Annotated in this window: 23 protein-coding genes; 12 read left to right on the top strand and 11 right to left on the bottom strand. The window is 69.8% G+C overall.

All coding sequences use genetic code 11. The features are described from left to right. Positions 1–173 precede the first annotated feature (173 nt). A complete protein-coding gene (locus OG395_RS26200) occupies positions 174–1613 on the top strand; it encodes a purine-cytosine permease family protein (protein WP_327245111.1) in 1440 nt (479 codons plus the stop codon). A 42-nt stretch (positions 1614–1655) separates the two neighbouring features. Here the strand turns inward: OG395_RS26200 and OG395_RS26205 are convergent, their stop codons facing one another. Continuing rightward, positions 1656–2963, bottom strand: coding sequence for an MDR family MFS transporter (locus OG395_RS26205; RefSeq protein ID WP_327245112.1), 1308 nt, complete (start codon positions 2961–2963; stop codon positions 1656–1658). A 206-nt stretch (positions 2964–3169) separates the two neighbouring features. On the opposite strand from OG395_RS26205, the gene OG395_RS26210 reads away from it, so the two are divergent. Continuing rightward, positions 3170–3928 carry a phosphoglyceromutase gene (locus tag OG395_RS26210; RefSeq protein WP_327245113.1) on the top strand — a complete coding sequence of 253 codons (759 nt, stop codon included), beginning with the start codon at positions 3170–3172 and terminating at the stop codon, positions 3926–3928. Between the two features lie 307 nt (positions 3929–4235). On the opposite strand, the gene OG395_RS26215 is transcribed toward OG395_RS26210, so the two are convergent. Then, the gene (locus OG395_RS26215; RefSeq protein WP_327245114.1) at positions 4236–5234 is read right to left on the bottom strand and encodes an IPT/TIG domain-containing protein; all 999 of its coding nucleotides are present in this window, start codon (positions 5232–5234) and stop codon (positions 4236–4238) included. A 152-nt stretch (positions 5235–5386) separates the two neighbouring features. Further along, the gene (locus OG395_RS26220; protein WP_327245115.1) at positions 5387–6175 is read right to left on the bottom strand and encodes an IPT/TIG domain-containing protein; all 789 of its coding nucleotides are present in this window, start codon (positions 6173–6175) and stop codon (positions 5387–5389) included. 745 nt (positions 6176–6920) lie between these two features. Between OG395_RS26220 and OG395_RS26225 the strand changes: the two genes are divergently transcribed. From OG395_RS26225 to OG395_RS26235, 3 genes are read left to right on the top strand one after another with little or no spacing between them, the layout of a single operon-like run. Next, entirely contained in the window at positions 6921–7712 is a 792-nt protein-coding gene (locus OG395_RS26225; RefSeq protein ID WP_327245116.1) for a hypothetical protein, read from the top strand. A 60-nt stretch (positions 7713–7772) separates the two neighbouring features. Continuing rightward, positions 7773–8021: a hypothetical protein gene (locus tag OG395_RS26230; protein WP_327245117.1), complete on the top strand. Its 249-nt coding sequence runs from the start codon at positions 7773–7775 to the stop codon at positions 8019–8021. Next, the gene (locus OG395_RS26235) at positions 8018–8260 is read left to right on the top strand and encodes a hypothetical protein (RefSeq protein ID WP_327245118.1); all 243 of its coding nucleotides are present in this window, start codon (positions 8018–8020) and stop codon (positions 8258–8260) included. The genes OG395_RS26230 and OG395_RS26235 overlap by 4 nt, the downstream gene beginning before the upstream one ends. Before the next feature lie 10 nt (positions 8261–8270). Here OG395_RS26235 and OG395_RS26240 read toward each other — a convergent pair whose 3' ends face one another. After that, the gene (locus OG395_RS26240; protein ID WP_327245119.1) at positions 8271–9059 is read right to left on the bottom strand and encodes a hypothetical protein; all 789 of its coding nucleotides are present in this window, start codon (positions 9057–9059) and stop codon (positions 8271–8273) included. A 102-nt stretch (positions 9060–9161) separates the two neighbouring features. Between OG395_RS26240 and OG395_RS26245 the strand changes: the two genes are divergently transcribed. Next, on the top strand, positions 9162–10154 hold the full coding sequence (locus tag OG395_RS26245) for a phosphotransferase family protein (RefSeq protein ID WP_327245120.1): 993 nt from the start codon (positions 9162–9164) through the stop codon (positions 10152–10154). A 35-nt stretch (positions 10155–10189) separates the two neighbouring features. Here the strand turns inward: OG395_RS26245 and OG395_RS26250 are convergent, their stop codons facing one another. The 3 genes from OG395_RS26250 to mshA all read right to left on the bottom strand — a co-directional run bounded on the left by OG395_RS26250 (position 10190) and on the right by mshA (position 13943). Then, the gene (locus OG395_RS26250; RefSeq protein ID WP_327245121.1) at positions 10190–11881 is read right to left on the bottom strand and encodes a glycosyl hydrolase family 28-related protein; all 1692 of its coding nucleotides are present in this window, start codon (positions 11879–11881) and stop codon (positions 10190–10192) included. A 120-nt stretch (positions 11882–12001) separates the two neighbouring features. Further along, positions 12002–12511 (bottom strand): YbjN domain-containing protein, encoded by a 510-nt coding sequence (locus tag OG395_RS26255; RefSeq protein ID WP_327245122.1) that lies wholly within the window; start codon positions 12509–12511, stop codon positions 12002–12004. Positions 12512–12590: 79 nt separating this feature from the next. Beyond that, complete coding sequence (mshA, locus tag OG395_RS26260; RefSeq protein WP_327245123.1) at positions 12591–13943, bottom strand: D-inositol-3-phosphate glycosyltransferase; 1353 nt, start codon at positions 13941–13943, stop codon at positions 12591–12593. Positions 13944–14136: 193 nt separating this feature from the next. Here mshA and OG395_RS26265 point away from each other — a divergent pair, with 193 nt between their 5' ends. The 3 genes from OG395_RS26265 to OG395_RS26275 all read left to right on the top strand — a co-directional run bounded on the left by OG395_RS26265 (position 14137) and on the right by OG395_RS26275 (position 17872). Beyond that, positions 14137–14922 carry a class I SAM-dependent methyltransferase gene (locus tag OG395_RS26265; RefSeq protein WP_327245124.1) on the top strand — a complete coding sequence of 262 codons (786 nt, stop codon included), beginning with the start codon at positions 14137–14139 and terminating at the stop codon, positions 14920–14922. Between the two features lie 218 nt (positions 14923–15140). Continuing rightward, positions 15141–16202 carry a C40 family peptidase gene (locus OG395_RS26270; RefSeq protein WP_327245125.1) on the top strand — a complete coding sequence of 354 codons (1062 nt, stop codon included), beginning with the start codon at positions 15141–15143 and terminating at the stop codon, positions 16200–16202. A gap of 329 nt (positions 16203–16531) precedes the next feature. After that, complete coding sequence (locus OG395_RS26275) at positions 16532–17872, top strand: PP2C family protein-serine/threonine phosphatase (protein WP_327245126.1); 1341 nt, start codon at positions 16532–16534, stop codon at positions 17870–17872. On the opposite strand, the gene OG395_RS26280 is transcribed toward OG395_RS26275, so the two are convergent. From OG395_RS26280 to OG395_RS26290, 3 genes are all read right to left on the bottom strand, one after another. Further along, a complete protein-coding gene (locus OG395_RS26280; protein ID WP_266983191.1) occupies positions 17854–18189 on the bottom strand; it encodes a DUF2516 family protein in 336 nt (111 codons plus the stop codon). The two genes, OG395_RS26275 and OG395_RS26280, sit on opposite strands and share 19 nt — an antisense overlap. A 113-nt stretch (positions 18190–18302) precedes the next feature. Continuing rightward, a complete protein-coding gene (locus OG395_RS26285; protein WP_327245127.1) occupies positions 18303–18965 on the bottom strand; it encodes a hypothetical protein in 663 nt (220 codons plus the stop codon). Positions 18966–18992: 27 nt separating this feature from the next. Then, positions 18993–19433 carry a helix-turn-helix domain-containing protein gene (locus tag OG395_RS26290; protein WP_327245128.1) on the bottom strand — a complete coding sequence of 147 codons (441 nt, stop codon included), beginning with the start codon at positions 19431–19433 and terminating at the stop codon, positions 18993–18995. A 178-nt stretch (positions 19434–19611) separates the two neighbouring features. Between OG395_RS26290 and OG395_RS26295 the strand changes: the two genes are divergently transcribed. Next, positions 19612–19977, top strand: a complete 366-nt coding sequence (locus OG395_RS26295) for a hypothetical protein (protein ID WP_327245129.1) — start codon at positions 19612–19614, stop codon at positions 19975–19977. Between the two features lie 68 nt (positions 19978–20045). Here OG395_RS26295 and OG395_RS26300 read toward each other — a convergent pair whose 3' ends face one another. Then, entirely contained in the window at positions 20046–20813 is a 768-nt protein-coding gene (locus OG395_RS26300; RefSeq protein ID WP_327245130.1) for a hypothetical protein, read from the bottom strand. A gap of 257 nt (positions 20814–21070) precedes the next feature. On the opposite strand from OG395_RS26300, the gene OG395_RS26305 reads away from it, so the two are divergent. Then, positions 21071–21568, top strand: coding sequence for a hypothetical protein (locus tag OG395_RS26305; RefSeq protein WP_327245131.1), 498 nt, complete (start codon positions 21071–21073; stop codon positions 21566–21568). Between the two features lie 371 nt (positions 21569–21939). Further along, complete coding sequence (locus OG395_RS26310) at positions 21940–22563, top strand: histidine phosphatase family protein (RefSeq protein WP_327245132.1); 624 nt, start codon at positions 21940–21942, stop codon at positions 22561–22563. Positions 22564–22700 lie beyond the last annotated feature (137 nt).

A 22700-nucleotide genomic window follows, 5' to 3' on the forward strand; every position in this document is an offset into this window, starting at 1 on the left:
ACCGGATTCTGACCCCTGGCCGGAGCGGTTGCATCAATAAATCCGATGCAACTGCTGCGAAATCACTATTTGACCGCTGACTGAAACCGTTCGAGACTCACCGACCACCCGCACCTGTACGCCATGGAGTCCGCCTCACCCCCGTTCCCACCCCCCGTCCCCAGGGAGTCCGCATGCCCGGTCCCGCAGAACCGACCACGCCCGCGGCGCCCGCCGCCGTCGAACAGCACACCATCGACCACGTCCCCGATCATGAACGGCACGGCCGGGTACGGGACCTGTTCACCATGTGGTTCGGCACGAACATCGCGCCGCTGCCGCTGGTCACCGGCGCGATGGGTGTCCAGGTCTTCCATCAGTCGTTCTGGTCGAGCGTCCTCGCGATCATCGTCGGGCAGCTCGTCGGCGGCGTGTTCATGGCGCTGCACTCGGCGCAGGGCCCGCAGCTGGGCGTCCCGCAGATGATCCAGAGCCGCGCCCAGTTCGGTGCGATCGGCGCCCTGCTCATCGTGGTCGTCGCGGCCGCGATGTACGTCGGCTTCTTCGCGTCGAACATCGTGCTCGCGGGCAAGTCCCTGCACGGCCTCGCGCCCGCCGTCCCGGTCGACGCGGGCATCCTGCTGGGTGCGCTCGGCTCGGCGGTGATCTGCTGGATCGGCTACCGGCTGATCCACACCCTGAACAAGGTGGCGACCTGGGTCCTGGGCATCGGCATCGTCGCCGGCCTGACGGTCGTGGTCGCGCGCGGCCTTCCGGACGACTTCTTCACCCGGGGCGGCTTCACGTTCGCGGGCTGGCTGGCCACGGTCTCGCTCAGCGCCCTGTGGCAGCTGGCGTTCGCCCCGTACGTCTCCGACTACTCCCGCTACCTGCCGCGCACCGTCCGCACCGCGTCCACCTTCTGGGCCACGTACTGGGGTTCCTGCCTGGGCTCGACCCTGGCGTTCCTTGCGGGCACGGTGATCGGACTCGCGGCACCCGGCACGGACGACACGGTGGCCGGCTTCGACTCGGCGGCGGGCTCGTTCGGCCCGGTGATCCTGGTGCTGTTCCTGTTCAGCGTGGTCAACCACAACGCACTGAACCTGTACGGGGCGGTGCTCTCGCTCATCACCATCGGCCAGACCTTCCGTACGGACTGGCAGCCCCGCCAGGCGGCACGCGGTGCGGTGTCCGCCGTGGTCCTGGCGGCGTCACTGCTGATCGCGGTCGGCCTGGCCGGCGACTTCGTCTCGCAGTTCGTGAACCTCGTGCTGGTGCTGCTGGTGGTCCTCGTCCCGTGGACGGCGATCAACTTGATCGACTTCTACCTGGTCCATCGCGGCAGTTACGCACTCGGCGACCTCTTCCTCCCGGACGGCGGCCGCTACGGCCGCTTCAACCCGGTGGCCCTGGTCTCGTACGCGATCGGCATCGCCGTCCAGCTCCCGTTCGTCGCCACGTCCCTCTACACGGGGCCGCTGGTCGCACCGCTCGGCGGCGCGGACCTGTCCTGGCTCGTCGGCCTGGCCGTGACGACACCGGTGTACTACCTCTGGGCCCGGAACCGGGGCGAAACGGCACCGGCATCCGCACAGCGGAACGCACCGCGCGAACCGGCGACAAGCGCGTAGCGAGCAGGTGGGGGCGGGCCGTTCACCCGCCCCCACCTCCGGTCAGACCGCTCGCTCCACCACGCCCTGCGGCGTACCCGAGGCCGCGTCCGGCTCGGCCTCCGCAGTCGTCACCGCCACCACCTCGGTCACCTTCTCCTCCGCCGGAAGCCCGCGCATGAGCACCCAGTACCCGAGCGCCGCGACCGTCCCCAGCACCCCGCACATCCCCCACAGCCACGTCGCCCCGTAGTGGTCGATCACCAGACCGGACATCAACGGAGCGACCAGCGCGGCCGCCGACCACGACAGCGTGTACATGCCCTGGTAGCGGCCCCGACCGTGGGCCGGGGAGAGGCGGACGACCAGGCTGCTCTGCACCGGTGCGTTGATGATCTCGCCGACCGTCCAGACACAGATCGTCAGCGCATACACGGCGACCGACCCGGCGAACGCGGTCAGCCCGAATCCGTACCCCGCCAGCAGCGACGACACGATCAGCAGCCGGCGCGGGTCGCGGTGCTGGATGAAGCGGGTGGCGGGGATCTGGAGCGCCACGATCAGCACACCGTTGACGGCGATCGCGGTGCCGAAGTCGGAGCTGGAGAGCCCGTCCGTACCCATCGCCACCGGCAGCCCCACGTACCCCTGCTGGAAGATCAGCGCGACCACGAAGGACAGTCCGACGACGCTCATGAAGCGGCCGTCGCGCAGCACGGTGGAGAGCCGGACCTCGGGCGCGGCCGCCTCGCTCTTCACGATTCCCGGTGTCCGCTCCGGCCGGGACTCCGGCACCTTCAGGAAGACGACGACCGCGCAGAACAGCGTCATCGCGGCCTCGGCCATGAACCCGGCCCGATAGCTGTACTCGGCGATGAACCCCGCGCCCGCGGACGACACGGCGAAGCCCAGGTTGATCGCCCAGTAGTTCAACGAGAACGCCCGCACCCGGTCCTCGGGCCGGACGATGTCGGCCATCATCGCCTGCACGGCGGGCCGGGACGCGTTGCTCGTCATGCCGACGAGGAACGCGACCGCGGCGATCGCGACCGGATGGACCATGAACCCGAGCAGGGCGACCGACGCGGCGGTCGAACTCTGCGCGATCAGCATCGTGGGCCGCCGCCCGAGCCGGTCCGTCATCACCCCCGCGCCGAGCGAGGAGACGACCCCGCCGAGCCCGTGCAGTGCGACGACCAGCCCCGCGTACGAGGCGGAGTAGCCCCGGTCCAGGGTCAGGTAGAGGGCCATGAAGGTGGCGACGAACGCCCCGAGGCGGTTGACCAGGGTGCTGGTCCACAACCACCAGAACTCCCTGGGGAGGCCGGACACGGTCTCGCGTGCGGCCCGTCTGAGACCGGCGACAGACATAACGGTTCCCCCCGGGGACGTACGGAACGGGTTCGAGCGGTAAGTGGCCCGATGGCTATGAGCACATTACGAAGCTCTGCTTGCGGACCGCTACTCGTTTGACGGCTGCCGTCAATCGAAGCCGCCCCACCCGCCACTCCCCCGACGCCTGTCCGCCCTGTGACCGGCCGCGCGAAGCCCGCACGGGTTCGATTACGCTCGGACTCATGGCCGACGCACCGTACAAGCTGATCCTCCTCCGCCACGGCGAGAGTGAATGGAACGCGAAGAACCTGTTCACCGGTTGGGTGGACGTCAACCTCACCGAGAAGGGCGAGAAGGAGGCAGTCCGCGGCGGTGAGCTGCTCAAGGACGCCGGTCTGCTCCCCGATGTCCTGCACACCTCCCTCCAGAAGCGCGCCATCCGCACCGCGCAGCTCGCGCTGGAATCCGCGGACCGCCACTGGATCCCGGTCCACCGCTCCTGGCGCCTGAACGAACGCCACTACGGCGCCCTGCAGGGCAAGGACAAGGCGCAGACCCTGGCCGAGTTCGGCGAGGAGCAGTTCATGCTCTGGCGCCGCTCGTACGACACCCCGCCGCCCGTCCTCGAGGACGGCGCCGAGTTCTCGCAGAGCGACGACCCGCGCTACGCGTCGATCCCGAGCGAGCTGCGTCCGCGCACCGAGTGCCTCAAGGACGTCGTCGAGCGCATGCTGCCGTACTGGTACGACGGCATCGTCCCGGACCTGCTGGCCGGCCGCACGGTCCTGGTCGCCGCCCACGGCAACAGCCTCCGCGGCCTGGTCAAGCACCTCGACGGCATCTCGGACGCCGACATCACGGGCCTGAACATCCCGACCGGCATCCCGCTCGCCTATGAGCTGGACGCCGACTTCCGCCCGCTGAAGCCGGGCGGCACGTACCTCGACCCGGACGCGGCGAAGGCCGCCATCGAGGCCGTGAAGAACCAGGGCAAGAAGTAGCTTCACACCTGATCAAGCCCCCTGCCCGCGGTTCCTCCGTCGGCAGGGGGCTTGTCGTCGTTCGGCGCCGGCTGGACTGACCGGCTGTCACCCGCCCCGCGGGCGGACCACGGAATTCAAGACCATGTCATTGGACGAGACCAATCTCGCCCACATCGCCACAAACTCAGACGGATGGGGCTCGATCGGCCCGGGCCGTTCACCCGTCGCACGACCCGGCCGCCTGCATGCGGAGGAGGCGATCTCCGTCACACGTCGCCATCGGCTCGGAACGCGCCGGCCCTGGTCGTAATGGGTGGGCCGGGGGTCAGGCGAGGTACTGGTACGGGATGCCTGCGCTGTTGCCTGCCGGGGTGTGTACGACAACGGTCACTGCGCCCGGCGCCCCGCCCGGGGCGACGGCGATGACCTGGGTGTCGGAGACCGCGGCGAAGGACACCGGCACGCTGCCGAAGCGCACTTCGTCGGCGTAGGTCAGGCTGCTGCCGGTGAGGGTGACGGTGTTCCCGCCGAGGGCCGGGCCCTGTGAGGGTCTGAGGCTGCTGACGACCGGAGCCGCGAGATAGGTGTAGTAGGCGTTTCCCAGCCCCGGCATGCTGGTGCCGCCCGGCGTGGTGACCGTGACGGTCACCGAGCCCGATCCAGCCGGGGCGTTTGCGGTGATCTGACTGTCGGAGACGACGCTGATACCGGTGGCCGTGCCGGCTCCGAAGTGGACGGCGGTGGTGAGAGTCAGGTTGCTGCCGCTGATGGTGACCGTGTTCCCCCCGGAGGCCAGGCCCTGGGTGGGGCCGAGCAGGGTGATGGCCGGCGCCGGGATGTAGTAGTAGGGAAGTGGATTGCTGGCGCCGCCCGGCGTGGTGACCGTGACGTCGGCGGGGGCCGCAGGCGCCGCCGGCACGGTGGCGGTGACCTGGGTGGAGGTGTTGCCGGTGATGGTGGCCGGACGGGTATCGAACTGCACCGCGGTGGCTCCTGCGAGGCCGGTGCCGGCGATGGTGACCGTGTTCGCCCCCGTGGTCGGCCCCCGGCCGGGCGTCAGAGAGCTGATCAACGGGGCCGCGACATAGGTGTAGCCAACTCCGTTGCTGATTCCTCCGGTTGCGGTGACCGTGACGCTGACCGCACCGGAGCCCGCCGGCGAAGTGGCGGTGATCTGACTGCCGCTGACCACCGTGAACGAGGCCGGGACCGCCCCGAACTTCACCGACGTCACACCGGAGAAGCCGCTGCCGTTGATCGTCACCGCAGCACCTCCCGCAGTCGGTCCCTGGTTGGGACTGATGCTGCTCACTACCGGAGCCATGATTCGTTCCTTCCCGCACTCCTCAGGATGCTGCGTCCTGGCTGACGCACGTCGGCCAGGACGCAGCGGTTTCGTGCCGGCGGCTCATCAGGACGTGCCCGAGCGCCGGCGATGTGCCGATGACCTGTTCGGCCCCGGGCGGGGCGGAGTGGTCAGACGACGCTGAACACGTCGCCGGCGACGACCGCCGTCTGGCCGCCAGGAGTGGTGGCCTGGATGTCGTACGTGCCCGCGGCGAGTCCCGCGGGAACGCTGGTGACCATGTTGGTGGCGGAGAAGCTGGAGAAGGTGGCCTCGACCGAGGCGCCTCCGCCGGTGGGCGTGAAGCTCACGCTGCTGACATCCACCAGGTTGGTGCCGGTGACGGTGACGCTGTCGCCGACCGACCCCGATGTGGGAGCCAGGCCCGTGACGGTCGGGACGTCGTAGTAGGTGTACTGGGTGGGGGCGCCGAGCGGGAGGCTGGTGCCTCCGGCGCTGGTGACGGTGCAGTTCACCGTGTCGGTGCTGACACCGCCGAAGGCGCCGTGCGCGGGGCAGGTGACGGTCAGTTGGGTGTCCGACACGACGGTCAGACCGGTGCCGGTGCCGACGGCACCGAAAGTCACCCCGGTCGCGGTGAGCAGGTTGCTGCCGAAGACGGTCAGGGATGTGGCGGTCGCCGGACCCATGTTGGCACTCAGAGCACTGGGCTCCGGGGGGTCGATGTAGAAGTACGACAGCGAGTTGCTGGTCGTGAGCCCCGCAGTGACGCTGACGTTGACCTGGCTACCGCACAGCACCGGGACGACGACGGTGACGGTGGTGGAGCCGACTGTGGCGGGGCTGACCGACTTCGTCCCGAAGTTCACCTTGGTCGTGCCCGACAGGCTCGTGCCGGTGAGGGTGAGGGTGAGCCCGTTGTGGCTCTGGGTGGGGGTCAGCGAGGTGAGGGTTGGCATGGCGGGTCTCCTTGCGCTCGTGGTGCTCCCGTGGCAGGCATGAGACGGCTGACCGTAAGTGGTACGACTCCACAACTTCGCGGAATATCCCGGGCTTTCCGGTGGGATATGAAACCCAGTGTTGGAATCGGCGGTTCGGCCGCAGTGCGGAGAGCGCGAACGGCGGGACCCATTACGGTGGGCGAGGCTGAGGTGCGTCACAAAGATGTCGGCCATTGCACGGCGGAAGGGTCCCGCATCTCACTGCGACGGTCGCCCGGTCCTCACACAAAGGGGCAGGCCATCCGGTTCGAAGCGTCGACCCAGCCGGCTGATCCGGGCGGTCCGTCTCGCTTGATTTCCATTCAATCCGATGGGCACCAGGACCAAAAGAGCGTAATGAGGGAACTCGGAAGTTATTGCGATAGTAGTAACAGCCAAGAATTACTCTTTCTGCACGCCGGAGCGCGCCGTGCTCTTTGATGATGGCCGAAGGCCGATCGCCGCCACGTACGAATGACCAAGCGCTTTCCGCCACCTGACGTGCCCTCGAATACGCGCCTGTCCATCGTGGACGCTCCACACCGCCGAGGCTGCCGAAACCTGACACATCCGCCGTGCAGCCGCCCGGTCGGGCTCCGACAGTCCCGCTCCTGACCGAGCGGTCGGTGAAGCGCCTTTGCACGGTCGGACGCCGATATTCCCCCGCTGCTATCGGGGAGAAATCCGGCGCCGCTTCCGATCCGCTCCGCTAGGGTCCAGCCTCATGTCCGCACAGACCGCTGATCACCATTCGATCATCGACGCCATAACCGCCAACGCCGCCCGCTCCACTCTGCCGTACCAACAGGCCCATCGCGGGACGGACTTCGGGACGGCGTTCTGGTTCAACGACCTCGTCGACAAGCAGGGTGACACGGAGACCGTCCGGCAGTATCTGGTGACGGCCCGCGCGTTGACCCGGTACGACATCGCCGAGGTGCGGCTGCGGCCCGAGCTGTCGAAGTCGGCCATGAGCGCCAACGCCCTGGCGTTGCTCGCGTTCGAGGAGGGGTGGATCCCGCTCGGTGACTCCGGTGTCGCGGTGATGCCCGCCGCCCCGCTGCACGCACTCGCCCGCCGCAAGCGGTGGGAATGGGCAACTGACGAGATCACCGACGGGCTGGCGGCGAAGGAGCAGGACATCGCCGGTATCGGGGACGAGCCCGTTCCCGCCTATGTCCTGGGGCACGATGTCGGGCCGGACCGGACCGACCGGCCGCAGGCCGTCGTGGTGGGGACCGTCGTGCGGGACACCGCCGACGGGCCGGTGCGGTGGAACGGCACCGTTCCCGTGGGATGTGTCGGGGCCCCTGTCTTCGTCGGGATCCACCTCGACGGCCCGCAGTTCAGACTGGTCTGTCTCGGCGTCGTCCTGCCGGAGGACGGCTCGCGGCATCCGATCGCCACGTTCGACCGGATCCGGTCCGCCGTACGGGAACTGCCCGAGCCGCCGTCTCCTTCGGCTTCTGACGACCCGGCACCTCGTTCCAGAAGGTGGTGGCGGCGCGCCGGATGACGGCTCGTACCCACCGACGTACTGTGTGGCGCAGCACGTTGGGCGATCGGGAGTACGGTCATGGGCGAGCCACTGAAGACCTTTGTCGGCGGCACCGAAGTCGACGTGCCCAACAGCATTCCGGACATCCGGGCCACGCTGCCCGAGGAGAGACGCGACGAGTTCGACCGCGCCATCAACGGGGCCGGAGTGCACGAGATCCAGGCCGTGATGCGGCACTGGATGCTGGAGGCCGTGCCCGATCCCGAGGCCGAGCGGATCCTGGACCGGCTGGCGCGGGACGAGGCCGAGAGGCGGAGCGTCGCTTGAGCTTCCGTATCTCCTACGCCCCGCCCGCCGACGACACCCTGGCCAAGATGCGGGAAGGCGACACCTTCCGCGACGAGATGGCGCGCACCCTGGCGAGCGACCCGTACGGGCACGGGTCGTCCGCCGTCAAGAGTGAGCACGACCGGCGTGAAGCGACGGTCGCCGGGGCCATCGTGCTCTATTACGTCTCCGGCTCCGTCCTCACCGTCACCGTGGTGAGGCTGGTCCCGCTCCCCTGACTCGCGCCGCTCAGGCGAGCTTCGCGAGCTGCGCGTCGACCACCGCGGTCGGCAGTTCGAAGTCCTGACCCGTGCCGGAAGCCGCCAGGTTGAGAGCGCTGAACGACGCGACCGTGGCGCCCTGGCGTGCGACGACCAGCTTGAGCGGGGCCTTGTCGCCGTCCTGTTCCACCGTCAGCGTCCAGGCGGCGGCCTCCTCGCCGCCCGAGATCTTCTCCTCCTTGATCGTGACGACTTTCTGCTTCGTCCCGGCCGCGGTGAGGGTGAAGCCGCCGGAGCACGCGGTCGCCGCGGTACGCAGGCTCTCGACGGTGTCCTGGGCGCCCTTGCCGTCGTACGAGGCGAGGGACGTCAGCGTCGTCGTGATGTCGAAGGCGGCGGTGAAGGCCTCGCCCGCGTCCTCGCTGTCCAGCTTGTCCTTCTGGTCCTTCTTGGGCTCGCTGATCACCTTGCGCCGGTTGACCGCCGCGGGCTTGCCGAGTTCGGCGCCCATCAGTGCGTCGGCGAGAGGCTCGCAGGCCTCCTTGTCCGCAGTGACGTCGGAGGCGGCGACGACATCGGCCTTGCCGGTCTCCGCGACCTTGTGCCCCTTGACGTCACCCTGGACCAGCGCGGCCTTGTCCAACTCGGCTGCGGTCAGCGCCTTGGCGGCCGGCTGGGCCGCTGCGCTCTCCTTGCCCTTGCCGGCCGCTGCCTTGCTCCCGGACTCGGAGTCTCCGCCACAGGCGGTGGCCAGCAGGATCAGGGACATCGCGCAGGCGGCGGCAACGGCGGTACGGCGTATGGCAGTAGGTCTCATGACCCAACCCTATGAGGGAGCTATGGTTTGACGATCAACCAATTAGGGCAGACCACTTGATCGTGATTGCGTTGTGATCATCCCGTGAAGGAACTCTCTCCCATGCCGAGCCGAGCAGCCGTCCGGACCGTGCTCAATGCCGTCGGCGTCGGCGCGGACGACATCGCCGTCTGCCTCCCGCTCCCCGGCGGCACGTACAACACCGTCACTCGTGTCACGCTCACCGACGGCCGGGACTGGGTGGTGAAGATACCGCCGCCGCCCACCGCCCCGGGCATGAGTTACGAGCGCGGCCTGCTGGTCAACGAGGTCACGTTCTACACGGCTGCGGGGATTCCCGCGGCCCCCTCGGTCGTGCACAGCGCACTCGACCCGGGCTCGGCGACCGGCCCGTACCTGATCATGTCGACCCGCCCCGGACAGCCCTGGCACGAGGCCGCCGCAACCATGACGCATGGTGAAGAGGCGCGTCTCCGACGGGAGTTGGGGGAGCTGGTCCGGCGGCTGCACGCCGTCACGGGCGCCTCCGGCGGTTTCGGCTACCCTGGTGGGGCGATGGGCCCGTTGGCCCCGACCTGGCGCGCGGCGTTCACCACGATGACCGATGCCGTCCTCGCCGACGCGGACACGTACCGCGCCCGGCTGCCGCGCCCGACGGACCGGATCCGGGCGCTGCTCGCCGCCGCGGCGCCCGTCCTCGACGACGTCACCCGGCCCGCTCTCGTCCACTTCGACCTGTGGCAGGGCAATCTGCTCGTCGACGGGGAGCCGGGCGCGCGGACCATCGGCGGTGTCATCGACGGGGAGCGGATGTTCTGGGGCGATCCGGTGGCCGACTTCGTGTCGCTCGCCCTGCTCGGGAATGTGGAGGAGGACGAGAACTTCCTCACCGGGTACGGGAGCAGCCTGGTGTTCGACGCTTCCGTGCGGCTGCGGCTCGCCCTCTACCGCTGCTATCTCTACCTGATCATGCTGGTGGAGACCGTCCCGCGCCGCGTTCCGCAGGAGCACCGGGACTGGACGTGGTCGGAGGTCGGCCCGCAGCTCGTATCGGCTCTGGAGGATGTGGAGGCGGCGCTGCGGTCACGGGGGTGACATGACCGGCAGCGTCCGCATTCCGCGTACGGGCGTCAGTGCGCCAGCGCCCGCTGTGCGTCGTGGAGGTTCTGCGGCCATACCGCTTCCGGTGTGCCGTACGCCTCCAGGCGCGTGTGCAGATCGCCGGAGAAGTCGGGGACGTCGATCTGGTCGAACTCCGTCACCTCGCTGACGCCGACGGTCGCACTGTACGGGGCGAGCCCGTCGATCCGCATCAGGCCGGCCCGCCCGTTGGTGACCCGGATGTTCCAGTGCGTGAAGCGGGCGCCGAAGAGCGGTCCCGCGCTCGCGTCGCCACCGTGCCGCCCGTTGTTGTTGACGGTGATGTCGGTGCGGACGTTGGCGAACGGCATCCCGCGGTGCGAGTCGAAGGTCCCCATCTCCATCTCGCCGCGCGACCAGACGTTGTAGCTGGACAGCCCCTCGACATTGATTCCGTGCAGCTGCGTCCCCGCGGGCGCCGGGACGGTGCGCCGGGCGATGGTGAAGTCCTCGATCAGGTTGTCGTGCGAACCCTCACGGCAGTAGTACGGGTGGTGGGAGCCGCGCCCCTCGACCCGCGTGCGGCGCAGGGTGCAGGCGGACGCGCCGATCAGCCCGAAGCCGTTGTCGACGTGGCGGACGGTGATGTCGTCCGCCCAGCAGTCGTACGCGCACTGGAACGCGACCCCGTTGTACCCCTTGTCGAGCAGGTGTTGCGACTGCGGGGTCTCGACCGCTTCGAGGGTGAGACCCTCGACGCCCGAGCCGGTGAGGGGGGTGGCGAGCGTGGTCAGGCGCGGGTCCCACTCGGGGCGGACGTCGAGCGGGAGCGGGCGCTCCAGGGTGACCCGGTCTCCGTGCACGGCGGTGATGCGGACGGGCCACTCGTAGGGGACGTACGAGGTCAGCTTGGTCTTGTCGTCCCAGTGGTACGCCTCCGGGCCGGGGCCGCCGCCCGCCATGTGCTCCAGGAAGGTGTGGTCGGCGTCGTCGGTGAGGCGGAGCAGGACGAGGTCGCCGCGCCCCAGCCGCGTCGTGTCCCGGACGGTGATCGTCCGGTCGCCGCGACGGGCGGGGGCGACCGTCGTCAGGGTCTGCCACTCGTCGCGCTTGTTGCCGGTCCAGCCCTCGAAGGGCCAGGCCTTCGCCCTGATCGCGTCGGTGAGCGAGGCCCAACGTTCCTTCGGGCAGAGCCAGATGAGGCCGCCGGCCCAGGACCAGCTGGACTTGTCGCCGCCGTAGCGGCTGCCGTAGACGCCGATCAGCTCGGTGAGATTCTTGGTCGCGTACAGCTTCGTGCGCCCGCTGCCCGCGCCGCGCACCACCACATTGCTGTGGCCGATCCGGATGATGTCGTCGATGCGGTACGTGCCTGCGGGGATGAGCACCGTGCCACCGCCACGCTGTCCGGCAGCGGCGATGGCACGGTTGATCGCGGGGGCGGCGTCGGCGGAGCCGTCGGGTACGGCGCCGTGGTCCAGGACATTGGCGACGACGTGATGGCGGCGGGGAAGCTCGGAGCCGCCCCGGTAGCCGGCCCGGCCGATGAAGGGGATCTGGGCGTGGGTGAAGGGGGCGGCCGTGAACTCCCGCCAGAGGGGGGAGGCGTCGCTCGGGGTGTGACCGCTGCGCGCGTTCTGCGTCGCCGCCCGGGCGGTGCCCGCGCCGGTCGCCGCGGCTGCGGCCACGGCGACCGCACTGCCGAGGAGTCCTCGCCTGCTGATGTTCCCCACAGAAGCCATCGAATCGACCCGCCTTCCATGCATATGAACGACGTTCATATCTGCGTCGGCGGCGAGCATGCCACGACTCCCTGGCGCCGCGAAAGACTCGTGCAGCGAGGATTCTTCAGACGAGGGAGGTCAGTTGGCGGGCCTCTGAGTCAGATGCGTGAACGCATCCAGGTTCCGCGTGGACTCGCCGCGCGACACCCGCCACGCGTACTCCTTGCGGATCGCGCTCGCGAAGCCCAGCTCCAGCAGCGTGTTGAAGGAGCCGTCGGCCGCCTCGAGAACCGTGCCGAGCAGCCGGTCCAGTTCCTCGGCCGTGACCACCGAGAGCGGCAGCCGACCGACGAGGTAGATGTCGCCGAGCCGGTCGATCGCGTAACTCACGCCGAAGAGGCGGAGGTTGCGCTCCAGCAGCCAGCGGTGGACCGCCGCGTCGTTCTCGTCCGGGTGGCGGATGACGAAGGCGTTGAGGGAGAGCGAGTGCTTGCCGACGATGAGCGAGCAGGTGGTGGACAGCTTGCGGGTGCCGGGAAGCTTCACCACGTAGGTACCGCGGTCGGGGCTCTCCCATTCGAGCCCGGCGTCCTTCAGCGTCGCCTCGATGACCTGCGCTGTTGCCGCTTCGGCGGATACGTCAGCCATGGGGTGAGCGTACGTGAGGTGGGGTGCCGGCGTACCCCGCCCCGGCGCGGGTGCGCGCAGGCCGTGGTGGACGGGTGCGTCAGACGTGGTGCACGCGGACGCGACGGCGGTGTTCGTGCATCGCCGCCGTGTACACGTCCGCGGTCGCGGACGCGGCCGTGTCCCAGCCGAAGCCCTGCGCATGCGCGGCCGCCGCCCCGCCCATCCGGGCGACGAGGTCCGGCGACTCGGCGAACCGGGCCAGCGCCTGTGCGTACGCCTCCGGGTCGTGCCCGGGGATCAGAAAACCGCTCGCCCCGTCCCGTACCGCCACCGGCAGCCCGCCCACGGCCGCCGCGACGACGGGGGTGCCCGCCGCCTGCGCCTCGATGGCGACCAGGCCGAAGGACTCGCTGTACGAGGGCATGACCAGCACGGATGCCGCCCGGAACCAGTCGGCGAGCTGGTCCTGGCCGACCGGCGGGTGGAACCGTACGACATCGGCGATCCCCAGCCGCGCCGCCAGCTTCTGCAGCCCCTCCGGCTTGGCGAGCCCGCTGCCGCTGGGGCCGCCGACCACCGGAACGACGATCCGGGAACGGAGCGAGGGGGCCCGGTCCAGCAGCACGGCCACCGCGCGCAGCAGCACATCGGGGGCCTTCAGCGGCTGGATGCGACCCGCGAAGAGCGGGATGAGGGCGTCCTGCGGCAGTCCGAGGCGGGCCCGGGCGGCGGCGCGCCCGTCGGCGGGGCGGAAGCGGTCGAGGTTGACCCCGGGGTGGACGACGGCGACCGCCGTCGGATCGGCCTCGTAGAAGCGGACGAGCTCGTCCGCCTCCTCCGCGGTGTTCGCGATCAGCCGGTTCGCGGCACTGACGATCTGCGTCTCACCGATGACCCGGGCGGCCGGCTCGGGGGTGTCGCCCTCGGCGAGCGCGGCGTTCTTCACCTTCGCCATGGTGTGCATGGCGTGGACGAGGGGAACGCCCCAGCGCTGCGCGGCGAGCCAGCCGACATGACCGGAGAGCCAGTAATGGGAGTGGACCAGGTCGTAGTAGCCGGGCCGCTGGCCGGCCCAGGCCTGCATCACGCCGTGCGTGAAGGCGCAGAGCTGGGCGGGCAGGTCCTCCTTGGCCAGGCCTTCGTAGGGTCCCGCGTCGACATGCCGGACCAGGACGCCGGGCGACAGCTCGACCGCCGGGGGCAGTGCGCCGGTGGTGGCCCGGGTGAAGATCTCCACCTCGATGCCGATCGCGGCGAGCCGCTTGGCCAGCTCCACGATGTAGACGTTCATGCCGCCCGCGTCGCCCGTGCCCGGCTGGTGCAGCGGGGACGTGTGGACGGAGAGCATCGCGACGCGGCGGGGTTTGCGGTGGCTGCCGGGAAAAGTACCGGGGAACCTGAGGCGCGGCGCCATACGGCCGCTGCCGAGCCGAGAGACGTACTGGCTCACGTCGTCCGGTCCTCCTCGCTCGGGGCATGACACCGAAGGGACACGGAGCCCCTTCGAAAGGCTGGAACAGCGGAATGCGTCCTTTCATTTCCGCTTTACCAAATCATTACGCTCGGCCACGGCGCGTCACCGCGCCCGCCCGGACGCGACAGTCCTGCAGGTCGCCGCCCCGGGGGTCGTTAGGCTCGCTGTCATGCGCCCCATCGGCACCGCGACCCGCGGGACCACCAACCCGAACCGGCTCCGCCGCATGGACCGCTGGATCGCCGCCACGCACGGCCCGGCCCTGCGCCGCTCCGACGCCCCCGTCGCCGTCGACCTCGGGTACGGGGCCGCGCCCTGGACCGCAGTGGAACTGCTGCACCGCCTGCGCACCGCCGAACCGCGCACGGCGGTCGTCGGCATCGAGATCGACCCGGAGCGGGTCGCGGCGGCGAAACCGTACGAGGAAGAGGGGCTCACCTTCGTCCACGGCGGCTTCGAGATCCCGCTGGCCGGCCGCCCCACCCTCATCCGGGCGGCGAACGTGCTGCGCCAGTACGACGAGGGCGAGGTCGCCGCGGTCTGGCAGAGGCTCTGCGCCCGGCTCGCACCCGACGGGCTGCTGGTGGAGGGCACCTGCGACGAGATCGGGCGCCGTCATGTGTGGGTGGCGCTCGGCCCGGAGGGCCCGCGCACGGTCACGTTCGCGACCCGCCTCGGCTCCCTGGACCGCCCCTCCGACCTCGCGGAACGACTCCCCAAGGCGCTGATCCACCGCAATGTGCCGGGCGAACCTGTCCACGCGTTCCTGCGCGACTTCGACCGGGCGTGGGCCGCGGCGGCGCCGTACGCCTCGCTGGGCGCGCGGCAGCGCTGGATCACCGCGGTGCGTTCACTCTCGGGCGACTGGCCGCTGACGGACGGGGTACGGCGGTGGCGGCAGGGCGAAGTCACGGTGAAATGGGCGGCGCTGCGGCCCGAGCCCGACAGGCCCTGAACAGGAGTGCTCCGAGGGACACCCGGGAACGCGGACGGGGCGTCGTTCGTCCCAGACAAGGGGGAGCGATCCCTGCGCGACCGGCATGACCCGTGTGACCCGAGTGCCCGTCAGGACAGGGCCTGTATGCCTCTGTTGCTTTTCGGTACGGCATGGCACGATCTCGACGTCACAAAAAGTTACTGACGGTATATCAGATCCGTTCGGAGGGGGAGCTCGTGAACCGACGCCACTATGCCGCTGCCGCGATCACTCTGGTCTGCACGCTGACCGTACTGACCGCGCCGACCCAGGCATTCGCGGCGCCCGCACCACCTTCCCCCACCGCCTCCCCCGGGGCGCCGAAGAAGAGCCTCGAAGAGGTGCGCAAGGAGATAGACGCCCTCTACCTCAAGGCCGGGACGGCCACCGATGCGTACAACCTCGCCGACGAGCAGGCCAAGAAGCAGTCCGGCGAGATCGTCGAACTGGCGAAGGCGATCGTCGAGGGGCAGGCGAAGATCGCCGACCTCAAGAGCAAGGCGGGCGCCCAGGCCCGCGAGCAGTACCGGACCGGCGGGCTGCCGCCGGGCGCGCAACTGATGCTCAGCGACGACCCGCAGATGTTCATGGACGGCATGAACCGGGTCTGGCAGGGCCAGCAGGCAGCCAAGGGGGTCCTCGGTGAACTGACCAGGACCCAGGCGGACTTGGAGATGTACACCAAGGACGCGAGCATCAACTGGAAGAAGCTCGAAGCCAACCGGATCAAGCAGGCCAAGGCCAAGAAGCAGATCAACGCGCAGATCGCCGCCGCGAAGAAGCTGGAATCACAGCTGGAGAAGGAGGAGCGGGCCCGCCTCCTCGAGCTGGAGCAGGAGGCGGAGTACCAGGCACAGACCGCCTGGCTCGGCTCCGGCGCCCTCAAGGAGATCAACCGCGAGGCGAGCGAGCGCGGCAAGAAGGCGGTGGCCTTCGCGACGTCGCAGATCGGCAAGCCGTACGTATGGGGGGCCGAAGGCCCCGGGTCGTACGACTGCTCCGGGCTGACGTCCCAGGCGTGGGCGGCGGCGGGACGGCCGATCCCGCGCACCTCACAGGAACAGTGGCGGCAGCTCCCGCGCATCGCGATCAAGGACATGCGCCCCGGCGACCTGATCATCTACCACGGTGACGCCAGCCATGTGGGGATGTACATCGGCGACGGCGCGATCGTGCACGCACCGCGCCCGGGCCGGAATGTCACGCTGGCGGGCGCGGGCACGATGGAGATCCTCGGGGTGGTCCGCCCGGACAAGTGAGGGCCCCCGCACCGGCCACCCCCGTCCGGTGACCCGGACCACGCAACCACGCGCCCGCACCCAGTGACCCGGACCACGCGCCCACGCCGTGAGCCACGCCACCCCCGGCCCCGTCGCAGGGTGATGTTTGTCATGACCCCCCACCCGGCCCCGGACGGGAACATCGCGCCGGATCCGTGACGGGACGCGGCTTATGGCTCCGCATATGCCAGGGGTCGGTTGCCGTTCGCCATTCCGTTCGCCTGTCCGGTACCGCTATCGTCCCGGTCTGGCGGGTCGTCGATCGTCGTTCCGCCGCGCCCTCGGGGGGAGGGAAGGAAACCGAACCGATGCCCGTACCCGTACCGCAGCAGCAAGCCGTTCCCGCTGTGGAAGCCACCCACGTCGCCGACCTCACCCTCCTGGTGATCGAGGACGACCCGGCGGGCACCTTCACCGTCCCCGAGCTCCCGGCCGCGGCCGGCACCCGGGTGCGCATCCGCACCGCCCGCAACCTGACCGAGGCGGCCCGGCTCCTCACGGACGACGTCGACTGCATCCTGCTGGACCTGGCTCTGCCGCCCAGCAGCGAGACACGCGGCGGCGAGGGCGCCGAGAGGCCTGCCGAGCTCGCCACCCTCAAGCACGTCCTGCGGATCGCACCGCGCCACGCCGTCCTCGCGCTCACCGCGGAGGACGACACCGAGCTGGCCGCCGAGGCGGTGCGTGTCGGCGCCCAGGACTACCTCTTCCGCGGCGAGCTCGACGGACGGCTGCTCACCCGCGCCATCCGCTACGCCGTCGAGCGCAAGCGCGCCGACGTGGCGCAGCACCAGCTCACCGAGTCGAAACTGCGCGCCCAGGAGAACGCCCGACTGGAACGCGGACTGCTGCCCACCCCCCTCCTCCAGGGCTCCGACCTCCGCTTCGCCGCCCGCTACCGCCCGGGACGCAGCCGCGCGCTGCTCGGCGGGGACTTCTACGACACGGTGCGTACGCCCGACGGCACCGTTCACGCGATGATCGGCGACGTCTGCGGCCACGGCCCGGACGAGGCGGCGCTCGGCGTCGAACTGCGCATAGCGTGGCGGGCATTGACGCTCGCCGGCCTCTGCGGGGACGAGCTGCTCTCCACGCTGCAGCAGGTCCTGGAGCACGAGCGGGAGAGCGAGGAGATCTTCGCGACGCTCTGCACCGTCGACATCACTCCCGACGGGCGCCACGCCGGTCTCTGCCTGGCGGGGCACCCCGCGCCGCTGATCGCCCGCCACGGACGGGCGGCACAGCTGCTCCCGTACGAGAACGGCGGCCCGGCCCTGGGGCTGCTGCCGCGTGCCCGCTGGCCGCGCAGGCAGGTCGAACTGGGTGGCTCCTGGAGCCTGATGATGTACACGGACGGTCTGATCGAAGGCCGCGTCGGGGCGAACGAGACGCAGCGGCTCGGCCAGGACGGCATGGTCGCGATGATCAACCGTCAACTGGCGGAGGGGCTCACCGGAGAGGCGCTGCTGGAAGCCGCCGTGGCCGAGGTCCGGGAGCTGAACGGCGGCGAACTGACCGACGACGTGGCCGTCCTGCTGCTCGACCGCGACCGGAGCGGCAACCGGGGCCGGAGCCGGAGCACGTCGTTCCCCCGCCCCCGCCCCGCATCGGCGCCGTCACCCGCGAGCGCTCAGCGCCCGCCGTTGTAGGGCCCGTACGGCCCGTCGCTGCTGGAGCCGCCGCGCCGGCCACCGCCACCGGAGACCGCCTTGAGCGCGGGCCGAACGTCGACCATGAAGACGATCGACGCGACCGCGCCCGCGAGCTGCAGGAACAGCATCGGCACGAAGAGGTTCACGGCAACGGTGATGCCGAGAATGATCAGCCAGAAGGACTTCTTCTGCTTGTCCGCGGCGCGGTACGCGTCCTCGCGGGCCGTCGCGGCCAGGAACAGTGCGACCACGGCCAGGACGAGCATGATCATGTAGAGCAGCCAGACGAGCGTGCTGAATCCTGTGAGCAACATGGTGTGCACCGCCTAATAAGTGGATGAGCGCCTCGCGGCCAAGGTACCGGGACAACGAGCCGGCCACCCCGAAAGGTGCCCGCCCCGCGCCCCGGTACACACGGTCCGCAGTGCTACTTGGCGGTCGGCGGCGTGGTCTTCTTCGCCGCGGGCTTGGGCGCGGGCGCCTCCGCGGACTTGCGCGCGGGCGCCTCCGCGGGCTTGCGTGCGGGCGCCTTCTTGGCGGGCGCGGGCGACGTGCGGGTCTCCGCCTTGGCAGCGGTCTTCGGCTCGCTCTTGGCGGCGGGCTCAGCCTTCGGCTTCGGCTTGGGCTGGGACTCGCGCCGCGGCTCGACGACGACGGCGATCTCGACGATCTCCTCGGCGGTCTCGCCGCGCCACGTCCGCACCGTCTGCTCGCCGCGCTCGGCGACCTTCTCGTACGTCTCCCGGGCCCGTACCGCGTACTCCGCGGCCACTCCCAGACTGCGCAGCGCCAGGTCCTGGGCCGACTCGCCGAGCTTCTTCAGATCGGTGTCGAGCGACCCGAGCACCTCGGAGACCTTGGCCTGCACGGTGGCCTGCGCCTCCCTGGCCTGCGTGGTCACCTTCTCCTGCACGGCCTTGGGGTCCGTGTTGCGCACGGCCTCGATCCGCTCGGGCGCCTCGGCCCGCAGCTGCTCGATCAGGGCCGGAACCTTCCGGGCCTGCTCGACTGCGAGGTCCGCCGTACCGGCGGCGAAGTAGAGGGGGGTCGGGTCGGTGAGGGTCTTACGCAGGTCATCGGTGATGGCCATGACTGTGGTCCTCCCGGATCATCAGACTCAGTGTGAGGGTGGTGAAGGCTTTGAAGCTGTATCGGCATCCATGCCGTCCGCGCTGAGGCCGGATTCGTCACCGGGGTCCCCCGGGACGGTCTCGAACCCGTTCTCCTTGCGGAAGGAGTCGTAGATCTGCAACAGCACGTTCTTCTGCCGCTCGTTTATCGAGGGATCGGCGAGGATGACCGCCCGGGTCTCCAGCTCCTCCCGCTCCCGCTCGTCCAGAATCCCGGCCCTTACGTAAAGGGTCTCGGCGGAGATCCGCAGGGCCTTGGCGACCTGCTGCAGCACCTCGGCGCTCGGCTTGCGCAGCCCGCGTTCGATCTGGCTGAGATACGGATTGGACACGCCGGCGGCATCGGCGAGCTGCCGCAGCGACAGCTGCGCATTGCGACGCTGCTCGCGCAGGTACTCACCGAGATTGCCGACGTTGAGTGATGCCATGACTCGATAGTGCGCCATCGCTGCTAACTTTTGCAAGCACATGCTTGCAAAAGTGTTCCGCACCACGTGCGGCCGAGCTGTGACTCGCAGCGATGGTTGTCCGTTCCCGGTGGTCGGCGACATGAGGTGTGTCAGTAGGCGGTGACGGCTCGGAGAGCATCCGCAGGCTGTACGCGACGTGGTCGGGGAGGACGTCGATGATGTCGCCGCGGGTGACCATGTCGCCGGCGGCGAGGCCTTCGAGGGCCTGGCGCTGGGCTGCATCGCCGGGGTCGATGCCGCCGTCGCCCCGGACGCGCAGGAGGACCTCCGCTTCGACGGGCTGGATCGGGCCGCGTACGGAGGCGTGCGGCTTCTTCCGGCCGGTGACGCGTCGGCCTGGCCGGGCCGGAGGATGTCGAGCCGTGGGGCGACGGTGTGCCCGTCGGGCGGGACGTGGCGGAGGGTGAGCGCGCCGCCGGCATCGGGGTGGGTGCGGGCGTGGTCGAGGGCGGCGGCGAGGCGGAAGCTGTTCCAGGTGAGCGCGAGGGCGATGCCGTCGTGAGACGCAAGATGGCCCGGCCGGCCCGCCCCGGCCGGGGCGGGCCGAGCGGACCGGCCGGTGCCGGGTTGTCAGCGCACGTCGACGTAGTCGCCCGTGGCGTTGACCGCCGACGTGGTGGAGGTGCCCGCGAAGGACCAGCGCCAGTAGCCGTCGGCCGAGGCCGTGACCGTCGTCGACAGGTTGCCCGTCGAGTTGGTGTTGACCGTCTTGACGGTCGTGTAGGTGCTGGTGCCCGCCTTGCGGAACTGCAGCTTCACGGGCTGGTTGGTGTAGCCCGCGTAGGTGCGCTTGTCCCAGTTGGCGCGGGTCAGCTTGCCCGTGACCTTGAGCGACTTGCCCTTGGTCACCGGCTCGGGCCCGGCATCGCCGCTGAGCTTGCCGCGACGCAGGACCGGGTGGGTGATGTCGCCGCCGTTGTTGTAGAAATCGCCGTCCTTGGACTGGAGCTGGACGACCACCTTCCACGGCCCCGCGAGGGTGTTGCGGGGCACGCCCCAGCCCGAGTCGAGCTTGAAGGTGAGCTTGCAGGAGGAGGTGGTGGCGCTGCTCGCGGTGCACGTCGGAGTGCCGTGGTACGACCAGTAGTTGCCCCCGACCTCGCGCTTGATCTGAAAGAACGCGAGCTTGCTGCTGATCCCCGAGTCGTCCGAAGCCGTCACCGAGATGGTGAACGACTCGGTCTGGGAGGTGCCGAGGACGATGGGCTTGCCGCCGTTCACGGACACCTTCTGGATCACCACTCCGGTCTCCGCGGCGTACGCGGCCGGAGCGGTGACAGCGGAGGCGGAAAGGACCAGGGCGCCGGTGAGTACGGCGCCTATGGATGTTGCGCGCAATGAATCCCCAATATGTCGAGCCGACCCCGGCCGTGTGGATCCCCCCGGCCGCAGACCTGGCAGGTGGCGTGAGGATACGTCACCCGTGCGGCTCGGCCTCAGCCGGTGTACGAACTGCCCGGCCCCACGCCTTGTGCATCGCGTCGGCGAAGGCGGCCGCGAGCCTGTGCTCGCCGGAGGTGTTCGGGTGCGTGCCGTCCTACGGGTCGCGGTGGAGGTCCCGGCCGGCGGGGCGGGAGGGGCACTAGGCTCCGGCTATGTCGCCGCAGCGCCAGTCCGCAAGTCCCTCTGACGAGCAGCTGTCGATCATCGACAGCTTGAGCGCACTGCCGTTCCCCGATGAGGAAGGCAGGCCCGGAATGGGCGGCCAGTGGGGCGGGCCCGGGTTTCACCTGGCCGTGCTGCGAGAGAGCCAGGACTTCTGGGAGGACCGGAGCAACGAGATCATCGAGCCTGCCGAACGCGAGCTGGAAGCCGACCTCGCCGGTCTGGCTGCCGTCCTCACCGGACGCTGGGGTGCACCGGAAACGATTGATCTGTGGCCGTATCTCGGGTTCGACAACCCCGACCCTGACTTCAGGGCTCGTGAGCCGCTTGGCTTCCTATGCGGCGTCGCCGGCAACATGCGGGTGTGGCGGCTGCCGAACTCCGAGCGCTGGATCGGCCTGGCCCTTGGCCAGGCCGATCCAGAGTGGCCGTTCCAGCTGCTTGCCGCTGTCGGTGAAGCGGCCTCGCTTGTGCACCGACGAGTGTGAGTAGTCGAGGTACAGGATGCAGCGCTGAGAATGATCATGGCCGCTACCGCAGCGAATAGCCCATCCGCCCTGGGCGAACTTCACCAGGCCCTCGGCGACGAGCACCCGGTCCGGCACGCCCCGGCCGGGGCGCCGCAAGGCGACGGGACCGTCCGGGCATCCGCTGCAGGCGCCCCTGCGAGGCACCAGCCGCACATGGCTCAGCACCACCGTCGAGACCACAGGCAGACAGATCGAAGCCCTCTTGCCCCCCTCAATCAGCCTCCGACGAGGCAGAACCGAGACAGGACAGCCACGACGGAACTATGCACACAGAGCTCAGCGTCCATCCCTGACATACAAGATCACCGATGACGACGGAGGCCCGGGACATGACAGACACAGCCACTCGCTACCTCTACCTCGCTCGGCACGGTGAAGCGTCAGCGGATGAGACGACCCTGACGGAAAGGGGCCGTCGCCAAGCCGTTCTGCTCGGTGAACGGCTCCGGAGCACCCCGCTTTCGGCGATCTACCACGGGCCACTGCCCCGGGCGCGGCAGACGGCCCAGCTGATCAGCGCGCAACTTGACGACGCCCCACTGCACCAGTCGGAACTGGCCGGCGACTACGTCCCCTACCTGCCTACGAAGGAGGAGCTGCCGCCGGATTCGGCCGACGCCATGCTCAGCTTCCTCGCTCAGGTTCCGGAAGAGGAGCGCAACCGTGGTCCAGCCCTGGCTCGGGAAGCACGTGCAGAATTCACAGGCCCGGTCGACGGCGACCGCCCCCGCCATGAATTGGTTGTCACGCACAACTTCCTCACCGGCTGGCTGATCCGAGACGCCCTCGACGCACCCGAGTGGCGCTGGATGGGCCTCAACCACGGCAACGCGGCCCTGACAGTCATCCGATACGCACCCGGCAGGCCGCCCTCCGTGCTCTTCTGCAACGACATGCGGCACCTGCCCGCAGAACTGCGCTGGACCGGCTTCCCGCCCGAACTCCACATCTGACCAAGAAGGCCGTTTGCCCGGACTCATCTGAGACCGGACACTCAGCAAACGATCTGTCGGGTCGGTCCGGGCAGTCCCCGCTCGCCCGGGTCGAGTCGGCAGGCGGACCTCTCGTGGTCGCCCCCCTTCTCTGCACC

The organism is Streptomyces sp. NBC_01320 (assembly GCF_035974375.1).
GTDB lineage: Bacteria > Actinomycetota > Actinomycetes > Streptomycetales > Streptomycetaceae > Streptomyces > Streptomyces yanii.